The sequence below is a fragment of the Cupriavidus sp. H39 genome, assembly GCF_050271075.1.
GTDB lineage: Bacteria > Pseudomonadota > Gammaproteobacteria > Burkholderiales > Burkholderiaceae > Cupriavidus > Cupriavidus necator_B.
In genome coordinates this window covers 702,081-722,423 of the sequence record NZ_CP189846.1, presented here as the reverse complement: position 1 = coordinate 722,423, position 20,343 = coordinate 702,081, and the positions used below count along the sequence as shown (strand labels likewise).

Genomic DNA, 20,343 nt, shown 5'->3' with positions numbered 1-20,343 from the left:
TCAGAGCGCAGGGCTACACCGCAACGGTGACCACGTTTGCCGAGGTCAGCACCGACCGCAAGAACTGGACCCCGAATATCACGGTCGTCATCGGTCTAGGCGACATGGTTTCCGAAGACGACAACGTGATAGCGGAAAGCACGGTGTCCGATGAGACGGAAGTCGGGCTGGCTTGCGAAGCCGCAAGTGAAATGGCCTGACAGCAGGCGGACAATCCGAGACAAGGACTGGCATCACCGGGCTTCGCGCACTCGCGTGCCTCATGGCTTCTCCAACAGGGGAAATCAGCACGCGATCTACGCACCCGATGAAGTAGACCGTGGCGCATAAGGACGCAATAGCCTGCGTCTTGATCGAACGGGGATTGTCACCGCGCATGGCGGATCTCACTGGGAGGATCTCGCGCATTAGGACCAACGCTTCTTCTGCCTTGCTCCGCTTGCACGGATCACAAGATCATCCGCGTAAGTCACAATCCCGCATTCAGGGGCAATCGCGTTGAGTCAACTGGCAACCGTTTAGTCGACGTGGCGACTAGGCACTACACCACCACTTGGTCGCATCACGTAAGCCATCTCTGCCTGCACGAAAGTCGCGAACGTAAATGCACGTCCCGCCAATGGATAGTCCCTAGATGGACTGACGAGTTGCTGGAACGACGTCCGCAAATGGCCTGCGTCGTTCCTTGCGGTTCGTCCATGCTGGCTCGTCAGCTTTAACGCCCCGATCATGGCCTGGCCAGGATGTTCCGGAGCGAATCCAACCGGACTGGCAACGCGACGGACTTCTCTTACAACAGGGAGCACGAGCGAACGGTCGGTAAGAACTTAATTCGCTACTAAGAACTTAATTCGCACCGCCCAACGGCGAGGCCAACCTTGCCTATACTGCGCATAACTTCCTTCACCCCACGCCGAACCATGGATTACACCCCCGGCATCAGCCACCTCGCCAGCCTGCTCGCCGATCCTGGGCGCGCCGCCATGCTGTGGGCGCTGATGGACGGCAGCGCGCGCCCGGCGGGCGAGCTGGCGTTGATCGCCGGCCTGTCGGCGTCTTCCACCAGCGGGCACCTGGCGCGCCTGTCCGAAGGCGGCCTGCTGGTGGCGGAGACGCGCGGGCGCAACCGCTATTACCGGCTGGCGACGCCGGAGATCGGCGTGGCGATCGAGGCGCTGGCGTCGGCGTCGGTGGCGAGCCAGCCGCCGCGGCTGCGGGCGGTGCCGGTGTCGCGCACGGCGCCGCCGGCGCTGCGCCAGGCGCGCACCTGTTATGACCATCTGGCGGGGGAGCTGGCAGTCGGCCTGTTCGAGCGCATGACGCAATCACGCTGGCTGATGCTGGACGGGCAGCGCGTCGAACTCAGTGGCGACGGCGCGCAGGCGCTGGCCCGGCTGGGCGTGGACGTGGACGCCGCGCGCCGCAAGCGGCGGCAGTTCGCCTGCACCTGCCCGGACTGGAGCGAACGCAAGCCGCACCTCGGTGGCGCGCTGGGTGCGGCGCTGCTGGGCAGCCTGCTGGCGCGGGGCTGGGTCGAGCCCACGCGCACCTCGCGCGCGCTGCGCGTGACACCGGCCGGCCAACGCGAGATCATCCGCATCGCGGCCTAGCATGCCGCGACAACCGGAGAAAAAAGATGGCCACACCGCTGGATGACGAGTCGCAGGACGCGATCGCGCGTTTCTTCGCCCTGATCAACCTGGGCGACAGCGCCCAGACCGCGGCGCAGCTGTCGATGTTCGAAGATGCGCTGCTGGATGCCGAGGACGACGACACCGAAGGCCCCGAGCTGCTGTGGGTGGTGCGCGAGGTCATCGACTGGCAGTCCGGGTTCTTTGTCGACTGGAAGGATGTGCAGTCCTTGATCGGCTGCCTGAACCAGCTGTGCGAGCGGATGGACGTGGAGCTCGACTGGGGCACCGACGACCCCGAGGACGAAGCCTTCCTGGAGAGCACCAGCGTGCCGGAGCTGATGGAGCTGGCGCACAACCAGCTGCGCGTGGCCGGCTATACGCTGTGGAACTGGGACACCGGCGGCGACGCCTACGGCGGCTGGATCACGCGCAGCGAGGACGACGAAGAGATGCTGGACCTGGCCGAGATCCTGCGCTTCGAGGTGCGGCCGGCGGACCAGCCTTATTGACGGCAGGCTCGGCGCTTCGCACGGCGTGCGCGGGACGGCGCCGGCTACGCGCTCTCGCGCCGCCTGCCGGCAGGACGCCGAGTCTCGGGCACGCCCAGGGTCTGCTCCAGCATGTCCAGCAGCACCCGCACGCTCGCCGGCATCAGCTTGCGCGCCGGCATCAGGACATAAACCTTCAGCGGCGACGAGGCATAGGCCGGCAGCACCCGCACCAGTTGTCCCTGCGCCACCGCATCGTGCACGAAGCGCGGCGACAGCCGCGTCACCCCGAGCCCGTCGAGCGCCGCCTTGAGCCGCAACTCGGCGTTGTGGGTGCTGATGCGCGGCGCCACCTCCAGGCGGGCAATCTCCACGCCATCGCGCAGGAACTCCCAATGGCGGTCATCGGCGTTGCCCAGCGTGGGCCAGCCCTGCAGGTCTTGCGGCGTGCGCGGCAGGCCGCGTGCCCTGATCAGCGAGGGCGCGGCATAGAAGCCGCGCTCGACCAGCACCACCCGCTTGCTGGCAAACGAGGTGTCGTGCAGCGCGGTGTCGGTCATCACGAAGGCCAGGTCGTAGCCGTGGCGAATCAGGTCGGGCTGGTCCCAGCTGACGTCCACCTGTACGCGTAGGCCCGGGTGGGCACGCAGCACGCGCGTCAGGCTTTCTGACAGGTGTTGCGAGCCGACTTCATACGGCGTGGAGATACGCAGCAGGCCGCTGACTTCGGCGCTGTCCGAGGCGGCCTCGGCGCTGATTTCATGCAGTTCGGCAAACAGCGGCGCCACGCGCTCATAGAGCCGCTGGCCGCGCTCGGTCACGCGCACGCGGCGCGTGGTGCGTTCGAACAGGCGCACGCCAAGCTGGCTTTCAAGCCGCGCCACCGCGGCACTGGCGGAAGACTTCGGCACCTCGGCGAGTTCCGCGCCCTGGGTAAAGCCGCCGCCTTCCACCACGCGGCAGAAAATCTCCCAGTCCTTCCATTCGATAGTCTTCATGCGGCGCCTCGTGATTGCGGTGCGCCGCGATTGTCCCACAGGGCCGACGCTGGCGCTTCGGCCCGGATGCGTGCCTAGTCGAACAGGATCACCGAGCGCGCCAGTTCGCCGCGGCGCAGTTCGTCGAAGGCATCGTTGATGCGCGCCAGCGGCAGCCGCTGCGCGATCAGCGCGTCCAGGTGCAGGCGGCCGGCCATGTAGAAATCCACCATGCGCGGCATGTCCACCGGGAAGCGGTTGGAGCCCATCAGCGAGCCCTGGATGCGCTTCTCGCCCAGGAAATCGCTGCCCTTCAGCTCGATCTTGACGCCCGGCGCGATCATGCCGATCACCGTGGCGGTGCCGCCGCGGCGCAGCATGGCAAAGGCCTGCTCGGTGGTTTCCTTCAGGCCGATGGCTTCGAAGGCATGGTGCACGCCGCCGCCGGTCAGGGCGCGCACCGCGTCCAGCACATGGCCATCGCCGGCGTCGATCACGTCGGTCGCGCCGAACTCGCGCGCCAGCTGAAGCTTGCCGGACACGCGGTCGATGGCGATGATGCGGCCGGCGCCGGCAATGGCGGCGCTGTTGACCGTGGCCAGGCCGATGCCGCCGCAGCCGATCACGGCGACGGTCTCGCCCGGCTGCACCCGGGCGGTATGGATCACGGCGCCCATGCCGGTGGTCACCGCGCACCCGATCAGCGCGGCGCGGTCCAGCGGCATGTCGCGCCGGATTGCGACCAGCGCGTGCTCATGGATCAGCATCTGCTCGGCGAAGGCCGACAGGTTCAGGAACTGGTGCATGGCCTTGCCATGCGGGGCCAGCAGGCGCGGCGCCTCGTCTTCGCGGCGGCGGGTATCGGGTTCGGTGCACAGCGACAGGTGGCCGGTCAGGCAATGCTCGCAATGGCCGCAATAGGCCGACAGGCAGGTGATGACGTGATCGCCGGGCTTGACCGTGCGCACCTCGGCGCCGACCTGCTCGACCACGCCGGCGGCCTCGTGGCCCGGGATGGTGGGCAGGGGGTGCGGGTAGGCGCCGTCCACGAAGTGCAGGTCCGAGTGGCACACGCCGACGGCGGCGGTGCGCACCAGCACTTCGCGCGGTCCGGGCTTGCCGATCGCCACGTCTTCGATTACCAGCGGCGTCCTGGGTTGATGCAGCACTGCAGCTTTCATGGAAGTCCTCTCGAGGGGAGCAACGGTGCCGGAAAAAATACTCCCAAACCGAGGTTCAGGAAAGCCGCGCCGCGCGCCCGGCCGGCTTTACAGCTCTTCCTTGATCGGGAGCACGCGCAACACGCCGATCCCCAGATGTTGCAGCGGGCCCATGCCGGGCTCACTGGCGTACACCACCAGTTGCCCTTTCTCGCGCGTGGTCCAGGTCAGGCGCGGATTGCCGCCGTCGCCATCGGTCTGCAGCCCGACGCGGTAAGCCATGTCGAGCAGAACGTCCTCGGTGGACTTGATCATGCGTTCGGCCAGTGCCGGGCTGTCGAGCACCACGCCCATCTCGGTATTCAGCCTGGCCGAGCGCGGGTCCATGTTGAGCGAGCCGATAAAGACCAGGCGCCGGTCGACGATGTAGTTCTTGGCGTGCAGGCTGGCGCGGCTGGACGAGAGCCAGGCGCGCGAGCGCGACCCGCGCGCGGCCTTGCCGCGGTTGGCCAGCTCGGCATACGCGCTGGGCTTGAGCTCATAGAGTTCGACGCCGGCGGCCACCAGCGCCTGGCGGTGCGGCGCATAGCCCGCGTGCACCGGGCTGACATCGGTGGCTTCAAACGAGTTGGTCAGGATGCGCACGCGCACGCCGCGCCGGGCCAGCGCGATCAGCCAGGCTTCGCCGTCGTCGTCGGGCACGAAGTAGGGCGAGATCAGCAGCACTTCCTTCTGCGCGCCGCTGATCATCTTCTCCAGCCGGGCGGTAGCGTCACCGGGATCGTCATTGGTCCGGTGCGTGATCTTGGCGGCCTTGTCGGACACCACCACCGCCTTGCCCGAATAGCCGGGCATGTGGCCGCTCTCGATGCCCTTGGCCAGGCCCGAATCCAGCAGCTCCTGCACGTAGGGGCTAGCCACGGCCTGGTCGCCGCGCGCCTCCAGCCGCTTGCGCAGGTTGCGCATTTCCACCGGCGCTTCCTTGCCCGCCGGGATCAGCGCCACCACGGGGTAGGACGACGCGTCGTTCCAGTACTCGTCGAACACCGCGGACACCTGGGGCACCGCCGGCCCCGCAACCAGCACGTCGAGGTCGCTGAAGTCCATGTCGGTGCGTGCCGAGAAATACGCGTCGCCGACATTGCGTCCCCCCAGCAGCGTGATCTGGTTGTCCACGGTCATCGACTTGTTGTGCATGCGCCGGTCAAGGCGCTTGAAACCCGTCAGCATTTCCAGCCAGCGCGTGCTGCGGTTGGCAAACGGGTTGAACAGGCGGACTTCGACATTGGGATGCGAATCGATCGCCGACAGGATCTTGTCGAGGCCGCCGGTATGCATGTCGTCGAGCAGCATCCGCACGCGCACGCCGCGGTCGGCCGCGTCGAGGATGTCGCCCAGCACGGCCGCGCCGGTGCCGGTCGGCTCGAAGATATAGGTCTGCAGGTCCAGGCTGCGTTGCGCCGCGCGCGCCATCGCCAGCCGCGCCGCCAGCGCGTCGGGCCCGGACTGCAGCGGATAGAACAGCGACTCGCCCGGGCGCTTGGCCAGGCGCGGCGCCAGCACCTTGCCCAGCGGTGTGTCGCTGGTGTTGGCCGGCGCGCTCGACGGGGTGCGCTCCGCCTGCGCCGGCAGGCTGGCGCAGCCGCCCAGCACGGCGATGCCGAGCAGACCGGCCAGCGCGATGGCGGCCAGCCGGCCCGCGCGCCGGCACCAGCCGGCGCCGGCCCCCCGCGCGGGCGCCGGCCGCCGGGCGTCGAACGGAACATCGCTGTGCGTCTGGAACATCCGTCAGTCTCCCTGCGCCAGTGAATGAAGGAACGGGGATGGGCCGGGTCCTCACACCGGCCGGCGTGCAGCGCCTGCTACTTCGCAAGATATACCGCGCGCGGCGGCGTCGGCAGCGGTGCCATTCCTGTCCGCGCCGGGAGTTTGTCCTACACCGCCGCAGGTCCGGGGCGGGCCACGGCCGGCGGAGGGTGCGGCACTTCGCCCAGCGCGCCCGGCCCGGGCCGGCGGGCAGCGGCTTTCCCTGCACAGCGATTTCTCTTATGATGCCGGCCAATATACCGGCCGGTAGCACCGGCGGGAGGCCCTGCGGCATCTGTCGCCGCCCGTGCGGCTGGCGGCGTGGCGCAGCTTGCAGCCGCCCGGCGCTGCCGGCATCGTTGCGCGCCTGCGCGGCCCTTGGCCTTGCAGCGCCGGGCGCGCGCCCAGACCGGATCCCGATGTCGACCCAACCTTCCCAGCCCTCCTCCGCCGGCGCGCCGGCGCCCACCTTGCGCCGCACCCTGCGCGCACGCCACCTCACCATGATCGCCATCGGCGGCTCCATCGGCACGGGGCTGTTCGTGGCCTCGGGCGCCACCATCGCGCAAGCCGGGCCCGGCGGCGCGCTGGCCGCCTATATCCTGATCGGCGCGATGGTCTATTTCCTGATGACCAGCCTGGGCGAGCTGGCGGCCTACATGCCGGTGTCGGGCTCGTTCGCCACCTATGGCGCGCGCTATGTCGACGAGGGCTTCGGCTTCGCGCTGGGCTGGAACTACTGGTACAACTGGGCGGTGACCATCGCGGTGGAACTGGCCGCGGCCCAGCTGGTGATGCAGTACTGGTTCCTGGACACGCCCGGCGTGCTGTGGAGCGGGCTGTTTCTCGGCTTGATGTTCGCGCTCAATGCGATCTCGGTGCGCGGCTTCGGCGAGGCCGAATACTGGTGCGCGCTGGTCAAGGTGGTGACGGTGATCGCCTTTATCGGTATCGGCACGCTGATGATCTTCGGCATCCTGCGCGGCGACATGTCGGGCAGCCACGGCCTGGCCAACCTGACCACCGGCGATGCGCCCTTTGTCGGCGGGCTGCCGGCGCTGATCGGCGTGGCCATGATTGCCGGGTTCTCGTTCCAGGGCACCGAGCTGATCGGCGTGGCCGCCGGCGAATCGGCCGATCCGGCGAAGAACATCCCGCGCGCGGTGCGCCAGGTGTTCTGGCGCATCCTGCTGTTCTATGTGCTGGCGATCCTGATCATCGGCATCCTGATTCCCTACACCGACCCCAGCCTGCTCAAGAGCGACGTGCAGACCGTGGGCATCAGCCCGTTCACGCTGGTGTTCCGCCATGCGGGCCTGGCCTTTGCCGCCGGCGTGATGAATGCGGTGATCCTGACCGCCGTGCTGTCAGCGGGCAACTCCGGCATGTATGCCTCGACCCGCATGCTGTACAACCTGGCCACCGAGGGCCGCGCGCCGCGCGTGTTTGCCCGGCTGACACGCAACGGCGTACCGCTGGTGGCGCTGCTGGCCACCACCGCGGTCGGCGCGCTGTGCTTCCTGACCTCATTGTTCGAAAGCAAGTCGGTGTACCTGTGGCTACTGAACCTGTCGGGCATGACCGGCTTCATTGCCTGGCTCGGCATCGCCGTCAGCCATTACCGCTTCCGCAAGGGCTTTGTCGCGCAGGGGCTGGACCTGGACCGGCTGCCCTATCGCTCGCCGTTCTTTCCCTACGGGCCGGTCTTTGCCTTTGCGCTATGCCTGGTCGTCACGCTGGGCCAGAACTACCAGGCCTTTACCAGCGGCAAGATCGACTGGGTCAGCGTGGCCGCCACCTACATCGGCATTCCGATCTTCCTGCTGATCTGGCTGGGCTACCGCATCGCGCGCAAGACGCGCTTCGTGCCCTATGCCGAGATGGAATTCCCCGCGCTGCCGGCCAGGGGCGGCGACGCCATGCCGGCGCCCGCCGTCGCACCGGCAACCGGTGAATAAGCGCCGTTCCCGGGCGCTTCATGAACGCAGTACAAAAAAACAAGAAGCACAACAACAAGGAGCATCGCTTTGAAGAAGGCAATCCGCATGACCATGCTGGCGCTTGGCGCCGGCATGGCACTGAGCCTGTCCGCGCACGCCGCGCCCACGCTGGTGGAGTCGGTGCAGGGCTACACCCTGCAGCACGACCAGGTCACCCGCTTCACCGGGCTGGTATTCGACCAGGGCAAGGTGCTGGCCACCGGCGACGCCGCCGCCCTGCGTGCGCAGTATCCCGGCGCGCAGCGCATCGACGGCCAAGGCAAGACCCTGCTGCCGGGCCTGATCGACGCCCACGGCCATGTGTTCCGCCTGGGTTTCAAGACCACCGAGATCTCGCTGTCGGGCACGCGCACGCTGGCCGAGGCGCAGGACATGATCCGCGCTTATGGCGACAAGAACCCGCAGCGCAAGTGGCTGCTGGGCTATGGCTGGAACCAGGTCAACTGGAAGCTGGGCCGCTTCCCGACGGCGGCGGAGCTTGACGCCGCGGTTTCGGACCGCCCGGTGCGGCTGGTGCGCGTCGACGGCCACGCCGCATGGCTCAACACCAGGGCGCTGCAGGCGGCCGGCATCACGCGCGACACCAAGGATCCGGCCGGCGGGCGCATCGAGCGCGATGCCAGCGGCAACCCCACCGGCGTGCTGGTCGACAAGGCCATGGCACTGGTCAACAACGTGATCCCGCCGTACAGCGACGACGATCGCCGCGCCGCGCTGGCCGCCGCCTTGGCGCATATGAACGCGCTCGGCCTGACCGCGGCGGGCGACGCCGGCGTGACCGTCGCCGAAGACCGGATCTACCGCGAATTCGCCGACCAGGGCAAGCTGACCACCCGCATCTACGGCATGATCCGCGACACCGGCGACGACTTCAAGACGCTGTCGGCCAAGGGGCCGCTGTCGGGCTATGGCAATGACCGCTACTACCTGCGCGCGGTCAAGCTGTACGGCGACGGCGCGCTCGGCAGCCGTGGCGCGGCGCTGATGGCACCGTACTCGGACGACCACGTGCACAGCGGCCTGCTGTTCATGAGCGATGCCGCCATGCAGGCCGCGGTCAAGACCGCGATCCAGGCCGGCTACCAGGTCAACATCCACGCCATCGGCGACGCCACCAACCACCAGGTGCTGGACGCCATGGAAGCGGCGTACAAGGACGTGGGCGGGCGCGCTCTGCGCAACCGCGTCGAGCACGCCCAGGTGATCGCGCTGCCGGACATCCCGCGCTTCAAGGCCCTGGACCTGATCGCGTCGATGCAGCCCACGCACGCCACCAGCGACATGAACATGGCCGAAGACCGCGTCGGCAAGGACCGCATCAAGGGCGCGTATGCCTGGCAGACGCTGCTCAGGCAAGGCACCGTGATCGCCGGCGGCTCGGACTTCCCGGTGGAATCGGCCAATCCGTTCTATGGCCTGCACGCGGCAGTCACCCGCACCGACCATGAAGGCCGCCCCATCCAGGGCTGGCATCCGGAAGAAGCCATGACCCTGCCACAGGCCTTCCGCGCCTTCACGCTGGATGCGGCCTACGCCGAGCATCAGGAGAAAACGCTGGGCTCGCTCGAGCCGGGCAAGTGGGCGGACTTTATCCTGGTCGACCAGGACCTGTTCAAGGTAAAGCCGGCGGACATCTGGAAGACGCAGGTGCTGGAAACGTGGGTGGCTGGGGAGCGTGTTTACGCGAAGGACGGCAAGCGGTAAGCCAGCCATAGCCAGGCGGTCGCGTGCGGCGCCGGTCCCGGGCGTGATGGATCGGCTCGGGCTGGCGGTCGCCGCGCTGCATGCGCTCAACCCAGGCCTGGTCACGGCGCCAACGTCCACGCTCGCCACGGTCTACCGCCCTTGGGCCACTCGTGACGGCCTGGTGGTGATCGTGATGCTGTCCCAGGCCGAATTCGAAGGCCGGGCCCACGCGCTCGGCGTGCGCGCGTTACTCCAACACCAAGGAGAGCTAGACGATGTCATATCAGACATTGCGGTACGAGACCGAGGGGCAGGGTCGCGACGATTACGCTACTCGATGACCTATCCGCTGACCCAGGACGGGCGCTAGCGGTCAAAGCGCAAGCCGACCGCCGGCGCAACGTGGTGTAGCAGACGAGCGCGGGTTGTGTTGCCAGACCGCACGGCCTATGTTGGCTTGACGAAGGCGGTGCGCGTAGCGATGCGCAATCCTGCCTGCCTTGCAACGTCGACTACGCCGCAGCAGCCATTGGCTCCTCTCCGCGCACTTGCGCTCGCCTTGCTCGCCGTATCGGGTGCCGCGCTGGCCCAGGCACCGGCAGGCGCGCCTGCCTACAAGGCCCTCCGCTACGAGGAAGACTACCGCTACCTGCAAGACCCCGGCGCCGACGCGACGCGCCGCGATGCCTGGGATCCCGTCAAGTACATTGGGCTTGGCGCGCCCAATGCCTACCTGAGCCTGGGCGGCGAGATCCGCGAACGCTTCGAGAACTATTCGGCAGCGAACTTCGGCACGCCGGGCCGCGAGGCAGACGGCTATCTGCTGCATCGCATCCTGCTGCATGCCGACCTGCATGCCGGCGAGCGCCTGCGCGCCTTCGTCCAGCTCGGCAATCAGCTCGCGCCCGGCAAGGACGTCGCGGTGCCGCCATACGAAGACCGGCTGGACCTGCAGCAAGCGTTCATCGACGCGCGTCTGCCGCTGTCTGGCACAGCTTCGGCCGATCCCAACCTTCGCATCGGGCGTCAAGAGATGGCGTTTGGTTCGCAGCGGCTGGTGTCGGTGCGCGACGCCCCGAACGTACGGCGCGCGTTCGATGGCGTGCGCCTCGGCGGCAATGCCAACGACATCCGCATCGATGCTTTCGCCACTCGGCCAGTGCTGCTCCAGGCCGGCAACTTCGACGACCATGCCAATCATGCGCAAGGCTTCTGGGGCGTCTATACGACCTTCCCGCGCAGCATCGTGCCGGCATCCGGCCTGGATCTCTATTACCTGGGCTTCGACAACAGCCGCGCGCTGTACAGCATCGGCGCGGGCGCGGAGCGCCGCCATTCCGTGGGCGGGCGCATCTTCGGCAGCCACGGCCGCTGGGATTGGGACTGGGAGGCGCTGGCGCAGTTCGGCAGCTTCGGCCGGCAAGACCTGCGGGCCTGGGGTGTCTCGACCGACACCGGCTACGCCTTCGCCGTTGCCGCATGGCAGGCACGGGCAGGCCTGAAAGCTACCGTTGGCAGCGGCGACAAGGACCCAGGCGACGGCCGGCTCGGCACCTACGGCGGGCTGTTTCCCAAGCTGGCCTACTTCAACCAGGCCGGCCTGCTTGGCACCGCCAACGTGATGGACCTGCAGCCCTCGCTGACACTGCGGCCGACGGCAACGCTGCGGCTGACGGTGTCGTGGGACTTTATCTGGCGCCAGACCACCGGCGACGCCGTCTATACCGCAACCTCGGTCCCGATCGCCGGCACGGCGGGCCGGCCCGGCCGCTATACCGGCAGCCAGCTCGCCTTCGACGTGTTCTGGCAAGTGGGCCGCCATGTCGCTGTCAATGCCGGGCTGGTGCACGTGGAGGTGGCGCCAGTGCTGCGCACGGCGGGCGGGCGCAATACCAACTTCACCTATCTCGCGGCGGCGTACACGTTCTGACGCTGTGGTTCTCTCAGGGCAACGGCAGGCGCGTCTCGCCGTCGCCCAGCGCGCTGCGCGCTCAGCAACCGGGCACGGATTGCATCGGGACCAGCGCCCTCAGCCGTTGCTTTCTCCCCAAACCCTGATCTCCCGCCTTGACGCCAGTGCGCACCCATGGGCATCATTCGGTCTTTTCCTAAATACGAATTATTCGCATTTGTATTTACATTACATACAGGCCTGCCTTTTTTCTGCTGTTCCATCATGAGCCGACATGTCCTTCGCGCCGCGCCCGCGCGCGCACCCAAACCCCGCCATCTCGCCGTGCTGGCGCAACTTGCCGTGCTCGCCGGCTTTCCGGCGACGGCCGCGCTGGCGCAGCAAAGCGCCGCGCCGGCCGATGCGGCGTCGCTGCCGGCGGTGACCGTCAGCGCCGCGGCGGTGGACGACTCCGGCCTGCAGCTTGAGAAAAAGGCCAGCACCGGCGCGCTCGGCTCGCGCACGCAACTGGACACGCCTTACTCCACCACCATCGTCACCGGCGAAGACCTCGCCGAGCGCCAGGTGGCCAAGCTCGGCGATGTGTTCACCATGGACGCGTCGGTCAGCGACAACGGCAACGGCTACAACAGCTGGTCCAGCTACCTGAGCGTGCGCGGCCTGCAGATCGACTGGCAGAACGGTTTCAAGATCAACGGCCTGCCGTTCGTGGCGTACGGCATCACGCTGCCGTATGAACACATGGAGCAGGTTGAGTTGCTCAAGGGCCTGCCGGGCTTCATGTACGGCTTCGCCACGCCGGGCGGCATCGTCAACTACGTCACCAAGAAGCCGACCGATGCGTTCACCGCATCGTTCGAGCTGGGCTACCGCGCCGCCAATGTCTGGAGCGAACACGTCGACCTGGGCGGGCGCGCCGGCCCGGACAACATGTTCGGCTACCGCCTGAACGTGACGCACGAGGAAGGCACGCCCTACAACGCGCGCAACATCCGGCGCGACAGCGTGTCGCTGGGGCTGGACGCACGCCTGACCAAGGACCTGACCTGGACCTTCGATTCGATCTACCAGGACCGCCGCGCCACCGGACAGATGCCGTCGTTCAGCCTGTGGAGCTACGGCGATGCCGCCTTGCCGAACGCGGTATCGGGGCGCATCCGCAACTTCGCCGGCACCGACCAGCACCTGAACACCAACCTGCAGCTGTACAGCACCGGCCTGCGCTACCAGATCAATCCGGACTGGGCGGTCAGCACCAGCTACAGCTTCACCAAGGTCAATCGCAGCCGCAATGAAAGCACCTACAACCTGCTGAACCAGGCCGGCGACTACACCGACCAGCGCTACGACACCGCGCAGAACCAGCAGGTGGGGCAATGGCAGGCGATGCTGGAGGGCAAGTTCCGCACCGGGCCGTTCGGGCACCAGCTGGTGGCGGGCCTGTCGTGGCAGAAGCAGATCGATCGCTACGACAACAACGGCTTCGGCGCGGTCATCGGCACCGGGAATATCTTCGCGCCCAACCCCAACACCTATTACAGCTCGACCGCCTTCAACAAGGTGCGCAACAGCGACATCACGCAGAAGTCCGTGTTCGCCAGCGATACCGTGCAACTGAGCGAGCGCTGGTCGGTACTGGCCGGCCTGCGCGTGACCAACTTCGAGCAGAACGGCTATGTGCCGGTCACCTCCAGCTACAGCAAGAACGGCGTGGTCACGCCCGCGCTGGCGCTGATGTTCAAGCCGGTGCCCGCGGCCACGGTCTATGCCAGCTATGTCGAGGCGCTGGAACCGGGATCGATCGTGCCAGACGGCTACACCAACGCGCGCCAGCTGCTCAGCCCGATCCGCAGCAAGCAGTATGAAATCGGCGTCAAGGCCGACCAGGCCGCGTGGAGCGCAACCGCCGGTGCCTTCCGCATCGAGCGCGGCGCCGAGTACGACAGCATCAACGGCGGCGTGCCGACGCGCCAGCAGGATGGCACCTCGATCTACCAGGGCCTGGAACTGGCCGGCGTGTACCGCCTGGGCTCGCAATGGGAGTTCGGCGCCAGCGCGATGTATCTCGATTCTTACTACGACAACGGCGTGGCCAACAGCGGCAACCGCGTCGCCGGCGCGCCGGGCTTCATCATGGCGGGCCGCGTCAGCTACCGCGTGCCGTTGGTGCCGGGCCTGCGTCTTGGCGTCGATGGCAAATACACCGGCAGCACCAAGCTGAACGCCGGCAATACGCTCGACGCCGGCGGCTACACCGTGTTCAACCTCGGCGCCAGCTACAGCACCCGCGTCGCCGGCAAGGACCTGACGCTGCGCGCCGCGCTGAACAACGTGACCAACAAGCGCTACTGGGGCTTCCAGTATGAAAACTACATCCAGCCCGCGGATCCGCGCAGCGTCAGCCTGACGGCGAAGATTGCCTACTGACGTCCGCTCCGCCGGACGCCGCGCACGCAGAACCCCGCTCTCCGGAGCGGGGTTTTTTTTCGTCCATCGCGGGGCGGGGTTGCGGCCACGACGACTTCAGGGAAAACGAATGTTGACATGCCGCGCGCGCCAGCGCGCTGATGGCGGAACACCTGGAACACATCGAAGGCTCGCTCGACCTGAGCCTGCCTGACAGCGGCGCGCCGGATTTCTACAGCATCTTCAGCAAGGGCTGATCGGGACTAGACTGCATCCAGCCCCATCGCCAACCGGAGACGTGCCATGGATGCTGGCCAGCCTGCCGCCCCGCCGACCCCGCCCACCGCCGCGTCTCCCGTGGTGCCTTTGGAGCCGCCGGCGCCGCAAGTGGTGCCCACCGGCTATCGCCAGGGCATCATCACCGCCATCACCGTGCTGCTGGGCTTCTCGCTGGGGTTCTGGCGCTTCTGGGGCTTCGAAAGCCCCGGCGAATGGGACTGGCGCTCGCTGCTGGCGGCGGTGTCGCTGCTGGCCGCCGTGGTGCTGCAGATCGTCGCGCTGTTCCGCGCGCTGCGGGTCGAGGACGACGCGGTGCCTGAGTACCGCAGGACGGTGCGATGGTTTATCGCCTCCGCCATCGCACTGGTGATCGGCCTGGCCGCAGCGATGGTCGACGCGGCACTCGAGCCTTAGGCCCGGCCACGGTGCGTACCCTCACGGCGTGACGATCTCGATGCTGTCGACGCGGTCGGGATAGAACGCCAGGTGCGCGCCGATCGCGGCGACGGCGGCGTACGGCGCCTCATAGCTCCACACTGCATTGCGCGAGCGCTCGCCGCCGGCCGGAATGGAGAAGTAGCTGCAGTCACCCTTGTACGGGCAATAGGTAGCGTGCGCGCTGCGCTCGAGCCGCGCCATGTCGACATGCGCGCGTGGAATGTACTGCACCGGCGCATAGGCGGCCTCCTGCAGGGTCAGCGCCGCGTCGCTGTCGGCAATCGTGATGCCGGCCACCTTGACCACGACCCTGCCGGCGGTCGGCGTGATGGTGATGGGATGGTCGGGGCCGGGGATCCTGACGGGCTTGCCTGACATCGTCGTGCTCCTGCATGGCGGGATGCAGGACATTCTAGGCGCTTGCCGGGCAACCTGCCGGCGGTCACGCTGACCAGGCCGCGGCGATGGCGGCTCAGCCGATCTTTTCCAGCGCCGTGCGATAACGCGCGGCGCGGCGGACGTAGTCCTCAGCGTTGGCGCGCAGGTTCTTCACTTCCTCATCGGTCAGCTCGCGCACGGCCTTGGCGGGCGAGCCCAGGATCAGCGAGCGCGGCGGGAACTGCTTGCCCTCGGTTATCAGCGCACCGGCGGCGACCAGCGATTCGGCGCCGATGTTGGCGTGGTTCAGGATCACGGCCTGGATGCCGATCAGCGCGCCGTCGCCCACGGTGCAGCCGTGCAGCATGGCCTGGTGCCCCACGGTCACGCCGGCGCCGAGCGCGAGCGGGCAGCCGGGATCGGTATGCAGCACGGCGCCCTCCTGGATATTGCTGCCGGCGCCGACCGTCACCGGTTCGTTGTCGGCACGGATCACGGCACCGGGCCAGACCGATACGTGCTCGGCCAGTTCCGCGCGACCGATGATGGTGGCTTCGGCGGCGACAAAGGCGCTGCCGGCGATGGCGGGCGCGAGCTCGCCAAGCTTGTAGAGAGTCATGATGGGTCAGGTAAGGAAGAAGGCCGCCACCGCGCCCGCCCTGGATAAGGGACGGGCCACGTTGGCAGCAGGAAAGCAGGAAGACCGCTTGGCTTATTCGACCTTGACGTTGGCCTTCTTCACCAGCGCGGCGTAGCGCGCGGCTTCGCTGCGGAAGAACGCGGCAGCGGCCTCCGGCGTGCCGGGCTCGATCACCGTGCCTTGCTTTTTCATCGTCTCCAGCACTTCGGGTGACGTGAAGGCTTTGGCAAAGGCATCGTGCACGCGCCTGACTTCCGGCGCCGGCATGCCGGCCGGGCCGATGACGGCAAACCAGCCCGCGACGTTGTAGCGCGGCAATCCCTGTTCGGCGATGGTGGCAATGTCCGGCGCGGCGGCCGTGCGTTTGTCGCCGCACAGGCCGATCGCGCGCAGCGTGCCGGCCTTCAGGTGCGGCGCCACCGCGTTGAGCGCGACCACGCCCATTTCCACCTGTCCGGCAAGCAGGTCGTTGATCATCGGGCCGGTGCCCTTGTAGGGCACATGGCGTGCGGTCACGCCCGCCTCGTCCAGGAACATCTCGCCGGCCAGGTGGATGATGGTGCCGTTGCCCGACGATGCATAGTTGTAGGCATCGGGCCTGGCCTTGAGCAGCGCCACCAGCTCTTTCACGTTCTTCGCCGGCACTTTGGCATTGACCACCAGCACCAGCGGCGTGGTGCCAAGCACGCTGATCGGCGTTATATCCTTGATCGCGTCGAAAGGCATTGCGCGGAACACGCTGGGGTTGATCACGTGATTGTTCGATACCAGCCCCAGCGTGCTGCCGTCGGGCTGCGCCTTGACCACGGCCGCGGCACCGGTGATGCCGCCGGCGCCAGGCAGGTTTTCGATCACCACCGGCTGGCCGAAGGCCTTGCCCAGCGCCGGGCCCGCGGCGCGCGCGATGGTGTCGACGCCGGAACCGGCACTGATCGGCAGGATCAGGCGCACGGGCTTGCCCGAGCCGCCCTGGGCCAGCGCTTCAAGGCCGGGCACGGCGAGGGTAGCAGCGAGCGTGGCGGAAAATGCCAGCGCGGACTTGAGCAGGGTGCGACGTTGCATGGTTTGTCTCCGTATCGTTATCGTAGGGCCTCGACCGTGCCGCTGTGGCGCGGCTTGCCCTCAGGCGCCCTTGCCGAGCCGCGCCAGAATCTCTTCGTTGTGCTCCCCGACCTTGGGCAGCGGGCTGCGCACGCCAGGGCGGCGCCCGCCCATCAGCAGCGGCAGCAGCACCGTGGGCGTGGTTGAGCCGTCGTCCGCCTGCATCGGCACCAGTCCGCCACTGGCAAGCAGGTGCGGATCGTCGAGCAGCTGGTCCGGACGCACGATCGGCGCATAGGGAATGCCGGCCGCTTCGAGCTTGGGCGCGAGTTCCGCGGAACGATGGTGGCGCAGGATCGCGCCCAGTTCTTCGAGCAGTTGCGGCCGCACCGCGACGCGCGAGGTGTTGCTGGCGTACTCCGGCTTGTCGATCAGCTCCGGGTGCTCCAGCACCCGGCACAGCGTGACGAACTGCTTGTCGCTGACCGCGCCGATAAACAGTTGCTCGTCCTGCGCCAGCGTGAACACGTCATACACGCTCCAAGCCGACACGCGCGACGGCATCGGCGGCGTCGGCTCGCCGGTCATGGCGTATTGCTGCATATGCTGCGACGCCAGGAACACGCAGTTCTCGAACAACGCGCTCTGGATTTCCTGCCCCTTGCCCGTGCGGTCGCGCTCGCGCAGCGCGGCCAGCACGCCGATCGCGCCGAACATGCCGCCCATGATGTCATTGACCGAGCTACCGGCGCGCAGCGGCCGTCCGCTCGGGCCGGTCATGTAGGACAGGCCGCCCATCATCTGCACCACTTCGTCCAGCGCCAGCCGGCGCTCGTACGGGCCAGGCAGGAAGCCCTTGTGCGACACATAGATCAGGTGCGGGTAATCGCGCGACAGCGTGGCGTAGTCCAGCCCCAGCTTCTGCATCAGGCCGGGACGGAAGTTCTCCAGCAGGATGTCGCTCTGGCCCGCCAGTTCGGCCGCGGCCGCGCGCCCCTCGTCGGTGGTGATGTCGAGCACCACGCTTTTCTTGTTGCGGTTGAAGGCGCGGAAGAAGCCGATGCCCAGGCCCGGCAGGTTGCGCGTCTTGTCGCCGCCGGGCGGCTCGACCTTGATCACCTCGGCGCCGAGGTCGGCCAGGATCATGCCGCAGGTGGGGCCCATCACCATGTGCGTGAATTCCACCACGCGCACGCCGGCGAGCGGCAGGGTATTGCTGTTGCTGTCTTGGAGCATGTTCGTCCTCAGGCGGTGGCCACGGCACGCGGGGCCGCGAAGGTCTTGGGCAGGCCGGCGCGCCACAGCGTGCCGTGCAGGGTTTCGTCGCGCAGCCAGCCGGCCACGTCTTCGCGCAGCGCCAGCAGGCGGCCGATATCGATGCCGGTATCGATGCCCATGCTGCCGAGCATGTACGCGAGATCTTCGGTGGCGACGTTGCCGCTGGCGCCAGGCGCATGCGGGCAGCCGCCGATGCCGGCCAGGCAGGCGTCGAAGCGGGTCACGCCGGCTTCGAGCGCGGCATAGACATTGGCCAGCCCGAGCCCGCGCGTATCGTGGAAATGGCCGCACCAGAAGCGCTCGCCGGCGATCTCCACGGCGCGCCCGAACAGCTCGCGCACCATGGCCGGATCGGCATAGCCCACGGTATCGGCCAGGCTGACCCGGTCGGCGCCGGCATCGAGCAGCGCCTGCATCAGCCGCAGCACTTCCCCGGCATCGACATGGCCTTGCAGCGTGCAGCCGAAGGCCGTGCCGACGCCGCCTTCGATCAGCGTCTTCGCGCCGCTGGCATCGCGCGCGGCGCGGATGCGCGCCACTTCGGCCACGACTTCATCGGGCGTCTTGCGCAGGTTGGCCAGGCTATGCGCATGGCTGGCGGACAGCGGCACGATCATCAGGTCGGCGCCGCTCTCCAGCGCATCCTGCGCGCCGCGCAGGTTGGGCACCAGCACCGACGTGAACAGGCCCGGCAGCGTGCGCGCGAATGCCACCAGTTCAGCGGTGTCGGCCAGTTGCGGCAGCAGGCGGACGGGGACAAACGAACCGACTTCGAGTTCGCGCAGTCCGGCGGCGTGCGCGCCGCGGATCCACGCCAGCTTGCTGGCGGTGGGCAGGATGGTGCGGACGCTTTGCAGGCCGTCACGCAGACCGACTTCGCGGATCACGGCCTGGCTGGGGAAGGAGTGGGTCATGGTTCTCGGGGACTGGATAAGGCGTCCCCCGGCGGGGGCGACGGAAGAACTCTATGAGTTTCTGCGGGTAAGCTGAAGCGATGATTTGCGCAGCCAGACATGCCGAATCGGAAAGCCACCATGGCGCCACGGAGTCGCTACGGGATTTCCCGGATGCGATGTCATGGCGCCATGAAGCGGCGTAGCATTCCAATCCGGAAACATTGCGCCCCCGCCATGCGAGACCTCGACCTCACCACGCTGCGCCTGTTCGTCGCCGTCTGCGAAACCCGCAACATGGCGCGCGCCGGCGAACAGGAACACATCGTCGCTTCCGCCATCAGCAAGCGCCTGGCCCAGCTGGAGGAAGCCGTCGGCGCCACGCTGCTGGAACGTCGCCGCCGCGGCGTCATCCCAACGCCCGCCGGAGAACTGGTGCTGGCGCATGCGCGCACGATGCTCGCCGCCGCCGATCGCGTCACGCGCGACCTCGCCGACTACGGGACCGGTGTCCGCGGTCAGGTGCGGTTGCTCGCCACGGTATCGACGATGGCGGAATCGCTGCCCGATGACATCGCCGCCTTCATGCAACTGCCCGGGCACCGCGACGTGCGCGTGACCATCGAAGAAAGCCTGAGCAGCGAAGTGGTGCGCGCGCTGCGTGACGGCACGGCGCCGCTGGGCATCTGCTGGGATGCGGCCGACCTGGAGGGCTTCCAGACCCGCCCCTACCGCGCCGACCACCTCGCCGCGGTGGTCTACCCAGGGCACCCGCTGGCGCAAGCGGACACCTGCCTGTTCGAAGACACGCTGGATTACGACCAGATCGCCATGCCGGCGCAGACCGCGGTGCAGATCATGTTGACGCGTTATGCCGCGATCCTCGGGCGCCGCCTGGCGCATCGCGCGGTGGTGTCGACCTTCGACGCCGCGCTGCGCTGCGTGCGCGCCGAACTCGGCATCGTCATCATCCCTGCGGAGATCGCCACGCTCGTGGCCACGGCCTTCGGCCTGCGCGTCGTCCCGCTGCGCAACGACTGGGCGCGGCGCCGCTTTGCGATCTGCTGCCGCGACTTCTCGCTGCTGTCGCCCGCGGCGCAGCTGCTGGTGCAGTTCCTCGAGGAAGCCGCGACGAAGGAAGCGACAGCATCAGGCGTCGTACCCGCGCAGAGCCCGGCACGGCGCAAACGGTAAGCGCCGCGCGCAACTTCCTGTGCGTTTCGAGGGTTACCCCGGGGCGTTTTCGCAAGCTTATGTTGCGAGCCGTTGCGTAGACTGGCTTGCGTTTTTCGCTGCCGGCCACGATGGTTGGAAACGGCCTGGCGAA

The 20,343-nt window shown here is 67.8% G+C and carries 18 protein-coding genes; 10 read left to right on the top strand and 8 right to left on the bottom strand.

Translation table 11 applies throughout. From position 1 onward, the window contains the following. The first annotated feature begins 26 nt into the window (after window positions 1-26). The 3 genes from ACOCMH_RS03705 to ACOCMH_RS03695 all read left to right on the top strand — a co-directional run bounded on the left by ACOCMH_RS03705 (window position 27) and on the right by ACOCMH_RS03695 (window position 2,143). Window positions 27-200, top strand: a complete 174-nt coding sequence (locus tag ACOCMH_RS03705) for a hypothetical protein (RefSeq protein WP_427307829.1) — start codon at window positions 27-29, stop codon at window positions 198-200. Between the two features lie 720 nt (window positions 201-920). After that, complete coding sequence (locus ACOCMH_RS03700; RefSeq protein ID WP_427307828.1) at window positions 921-1,610, top strand: ArsR/SmtB family transcription factor; 690 nt, start codon at window positions 921-923, stop codon at window positions 1,608-1,610. Between the two features lie 26 nt (window positions 1,611-1,636). Continuing rightward, window positions 1,637-2,143, top strand: a complete 507-nt coding sequence (locus ACOCMH_RS03695) for a DUF6630 family protein (RefSeq protein WP_427307827.1) — start codon at window positions 1,637-1,639, stop codon at window positions 2,141-2,143. A 44-nt stretch (window positions 2,144-2,187) separates the two neighbouring features. Here the strand turns inward: ACOCMH_RS03695 and ACOCMH_RS03690 are convergent, their stop codons facing one another. From ACOCMH_RS03690 to ACOCMH_RS03680, 3 genes are all read right to left on the bottom strand, one after another. After that, complete coding sequence (locus tag ACOCMH_RS03690; protein ID WP_427307826.1) at window positions 2,188-3,120, bottom strand: LysR family transcriptional regulator; 933 nt, start codon at window positions 3,118-3,120, stop codon at window positions 2,188-2,190. Window positions 3,121-3,194: 74 nt separating this feature from the next. After that, window positions 3,195-4,280: a Zn-dependent alcohol dehydrogenase gene (locus ACOCMH_RS03685; protein ID WP_427307825.1), complete on the bottom strand. Its 1,086-nt coding sequence runs from the start codon at window positions 4,278-4,280 to the stop codon at window positions 3,195-3,197. 87 nt (window positions 4,281-4,367) lie between these two features. After that, window positions 4,368-6,044 (bottom strand): phospholipase D family protein, encoded by a 1,677-nt coding sequence (locus tag ACOCMH_RS03680; protein ID WP_427307824.1) that lies wholly within the window; start codon window positions 6,042-6,044, stop codon window positions 4,368-4,370. Between the two features lie 440 nt (window positions 6,045-6,484). Here ACOCMH_RS03680 and ACOCMH_RS03675 point away from each other — a divergent pair, with 440 nt between their 5' ends. From ACOCMH_RS03675 to ACOCMH_RS03650, 6 genes are all read left to right on the top strand, one after another. Then, complete coding sequence (locus ACOCMH_RS03675; RefSeq protein ID WP_427307823.1) at window positions 6,485-8,023, top strand: amino acid permease; 1,539 nt, start codon at window positions 6,485-6,487, stop codon at window positions 8,021-8,023. Window positions 8,024-8,110: 87 nt separating this feature from the next. Continuing rightward, window positions 8,111-9,769: an amidohydrolase gene (locus ACOCMH_RS03670; RefSeq protein WP_427308347.1), complete on the top strand. Its 1,659-nt coding sequence runs from the start codon at window positions 8,111-8,113 to the stop codon at window positions 9,767-9,769. Between the two features lie 43 nt (window positions 9,770-9,812). After that, a complete protein-coding gene (locus tag ACOCMH_RS03665; RefSeq protein ID WP_427307822.1) occupies window positions 9,813-10,121 on the top strand; it encodes a hypothetical protein in 309 nt (102 codons plus the stop codon). 159 nt (window positions 10,122-10,280) lie between these two features. Then, entirely contained in the window at window positions 10,281-11,681 is a 1,401-nt protein-coding gene (locus ACOCMH_RS03660) for an alginate export family protein (protein ID WP_427307821.1), read from the top strand. Between the two features lie 246 nt (window positions 11,682-11,927). Next, a complete protein-coding gene (locus tag ACOCMH_RS03655) occupies window positions 11,928-14,090 on the top strand; it encodes a TonB-dependent siderophore receptor (RefSeq protein ID WP_427307820.1) in 2,163 nt (720 codons plus the stop codon). A 282-nt stretch (window positions 14,091-14,372) separates the two neighbouring features. Beyond that, window positions 14,373-14,762: a hypothetical protein gene (locus tag ACOCMH_RS03650; protein WP_427307819.1), complete on the top strand. Its 390-nt coding sequence runs from the start codon at window positions 14,373-14,375 to the stop codon at window positions 14,760-14,762. A gap of 21 nt (window positions 14,763-14,783) precedes the next feature. Here the strand turns inward: ACOCMH_RS03650 and ACOCMH_RS03645 are convergent, their stop codons facing one another. From ACOCMH_RS03645 to ACOCMH_RS03625, 5 genes are all read right to left on the bottom strand, one after another. Further along, the gene (locus ACOCMH_RS03645) at window positions 14,784-15,164 is read right to left on the bottom strand and encodes a DUF427 domain-containing protein (protein ID WP_427307818.1); all 381 of its coding nucleotides are present in this window, start codon (window positions 15,162-15,164) and stop codon (window positions 14,784-14,786) included. Window positions 15,165-15,258: 94 nt separating this feature from the next. Next, the gene (locus ACOCMH_RS03640; protein ID WP_427307817.1) at window positions 15,259-15,783 is read right to left on the bottom strand and encodes a gamma carbonic anhydrase family protein; all 525 of its coding nucleotides are present in this window, start codon (window positions 15,781-15,783) and stop codon (window positions 15,259-15,261) included. A 93-nt stretch (window positions 15,784-15,876) separates the two neighbouring features. Next, window positions 15,877-16,866 carry a Bug family tripartite tricarboxylate transporter substrate binding protein gene (locus ACOCMH_RS03635; RefSeq protein ID WP_427307816.1) on the bottom strand — a complete coding sequence of 330 codons (990 nt, stop codon included), beginning with the start codon at window positions 16,864-16,866 and terminating at the stop codon, window positions 15,877-15,879. A gap of 60 nt (window positions 16,867-16,926) precedes the next feature. Next, window positions 16,927-18,081, bottom strand: a complete 1,155-nt coding sequence (locus ACOCMH_RS03630) for a CaiB/BaiF CoA transferase family protein (RefSeq protein WP_427307815.1) — start codon at window positions 18,079-18,081, stop codon at window positions 16,927-16,929. Window positions 18,082-18,089: 8 nt separating this feature from the next. Next, window positions 18,090-19,037, bottom strand: coding sequence for a hydroxymethylglutaryl-CoA lyase (locus ACOCMH_RS03625; protein WP_427307814.1), 948 nt, complete (start codon window positions 19,035-19,037; stop codon window positions 18,090-18,092). 216 nt (window positions 19,038-19,253) lie between these two features. On the opposite strand from ACOCMH_RS03625, the gene ACOCMH_RS03620 reads away from it, so the two are divergent. After that, the gene (locus ACOCMH_RS03620) at window positions 19,254-20,210 is read left to right on the top strand and encodes a LysR family transcriptional regulator (protein WP_427307813.1); all 957 of its coding nucleotides are present in this window, start codon (window positions 19,254-19,256) and stop codon (window positions 20,208-20,210) included. Window positions 20,211-20,343: the final 133 nt, after the last annotated feature.

Bases quoted from the DNA above. Each gene is read 5' to 3' on its own strand.
- ACOCMH_RS03690 (WP_427307826.1), bottom strand. From the start codon at position 3,120: ATGAAGACTATCGAATGGAAGGACTGGGAGATTTTCTGCCGCGTGGTG.
- ACOCMH_RS03675 (WP_427307823.1), top strand. From the start codon at position 6,485: ATGTCGACCCAACCTTCCCAGCCCTCCTCCGCCGGCGCGCCGGCGCCC.
- ACOCMH_RS03685 (WP_427307825.1), bottom strand. From the start codon at position 4,280: ATGAAAGCTGCAGTGCTGCATCAACCCAGGACGCCGCTGGTAATCGAA.
- ACOCMH_RS03635 (WP_427307816.1), bottom strand. From the start codon at position 16,866: ATGCAACGTCGCACCCTGCTCAAGTCCGCGCTGGCATTTTCCGCCACG.
- ACOCMH_RS03650 (WP_427307819.1), top strand. From the start codon at position 14,373: ATGGATGCTGGCCAGCCTGCCGCCCCGCCGACCCCGCCCACCGCCGCG.
- ACOCMH_RS03670 (WP_427308347.1), top strand. From the start codon at position 8,111: ATGACCATGCTGGCGCTTGGCGCCGGCATGGCACTGAGCCTGTCCGCG.
- ACOCMH_RS03700 (WP_427307828.1), top strand. From the start codon at position 921: ATGGATTACACCCCCGGCATCAGCCACCTCGCCAGCCTGCTCGCCGAT.
- ACOCMH_RS03645 (WP_427307818.1), bottom strand. From the start codon at position 15,164: ATGTCAGGCAAGCCCGTCAGGATCCCCGGCCCCGACCATCCCATCACC.
- ACOCMH_RS03620 (WP_427307813.1), top strand. From the start codon at position 19,254: ATGCGAGACCTCGACCTCACCACGCTGCGCCTGTTCGTCGCCGTCTGC.
- ACOCMH_RS03640 (WP_427307817.1), bottom strand. From the start codon at position 15,783: ATGACTCTCTACAAGCTTGGCGAGCTCGCGCCCGCCATCGCCGGCAGC.
- ACOCMH_RS03630 (WP_427307815.1), bottom strand. From the start codon at position 18,081: ATGCTCCAAGACAGCAACAGCAATACCCTGCCGCTCGCCGGCGTGCGC.
- ACOCMH_RS03625 (WP_427307814.1), bottom strand. From the start codon at position 19,037: ATGACCCACTCCTTCCCCAGCCAGGCCGTGATCCGCGAAGTCGGTCTG.
- ACOCMH_RS03680 (WP_427307824.1), bottom strand. From the start codon at position 6,044: ATGTTCCAGACGCACAGCGATGTTCCGTTCGACGCCCGGCGGCCGGCG.
- ACOCMH_RS03655 (WP_427307820.1), top strand. From the start codon at position 11,928: ATGAGCCGACATGTCCTTCGCGCCGCGCCCGCGCGCGCACCCAAACCC.
- ACOCMH_RS03695 (WP_427307827.1), top strand. From the start codon at position 1,637: ATGGCCACACCGCTGGATGACGAGTCGCAGGACGCGATCGCGCGTTTC.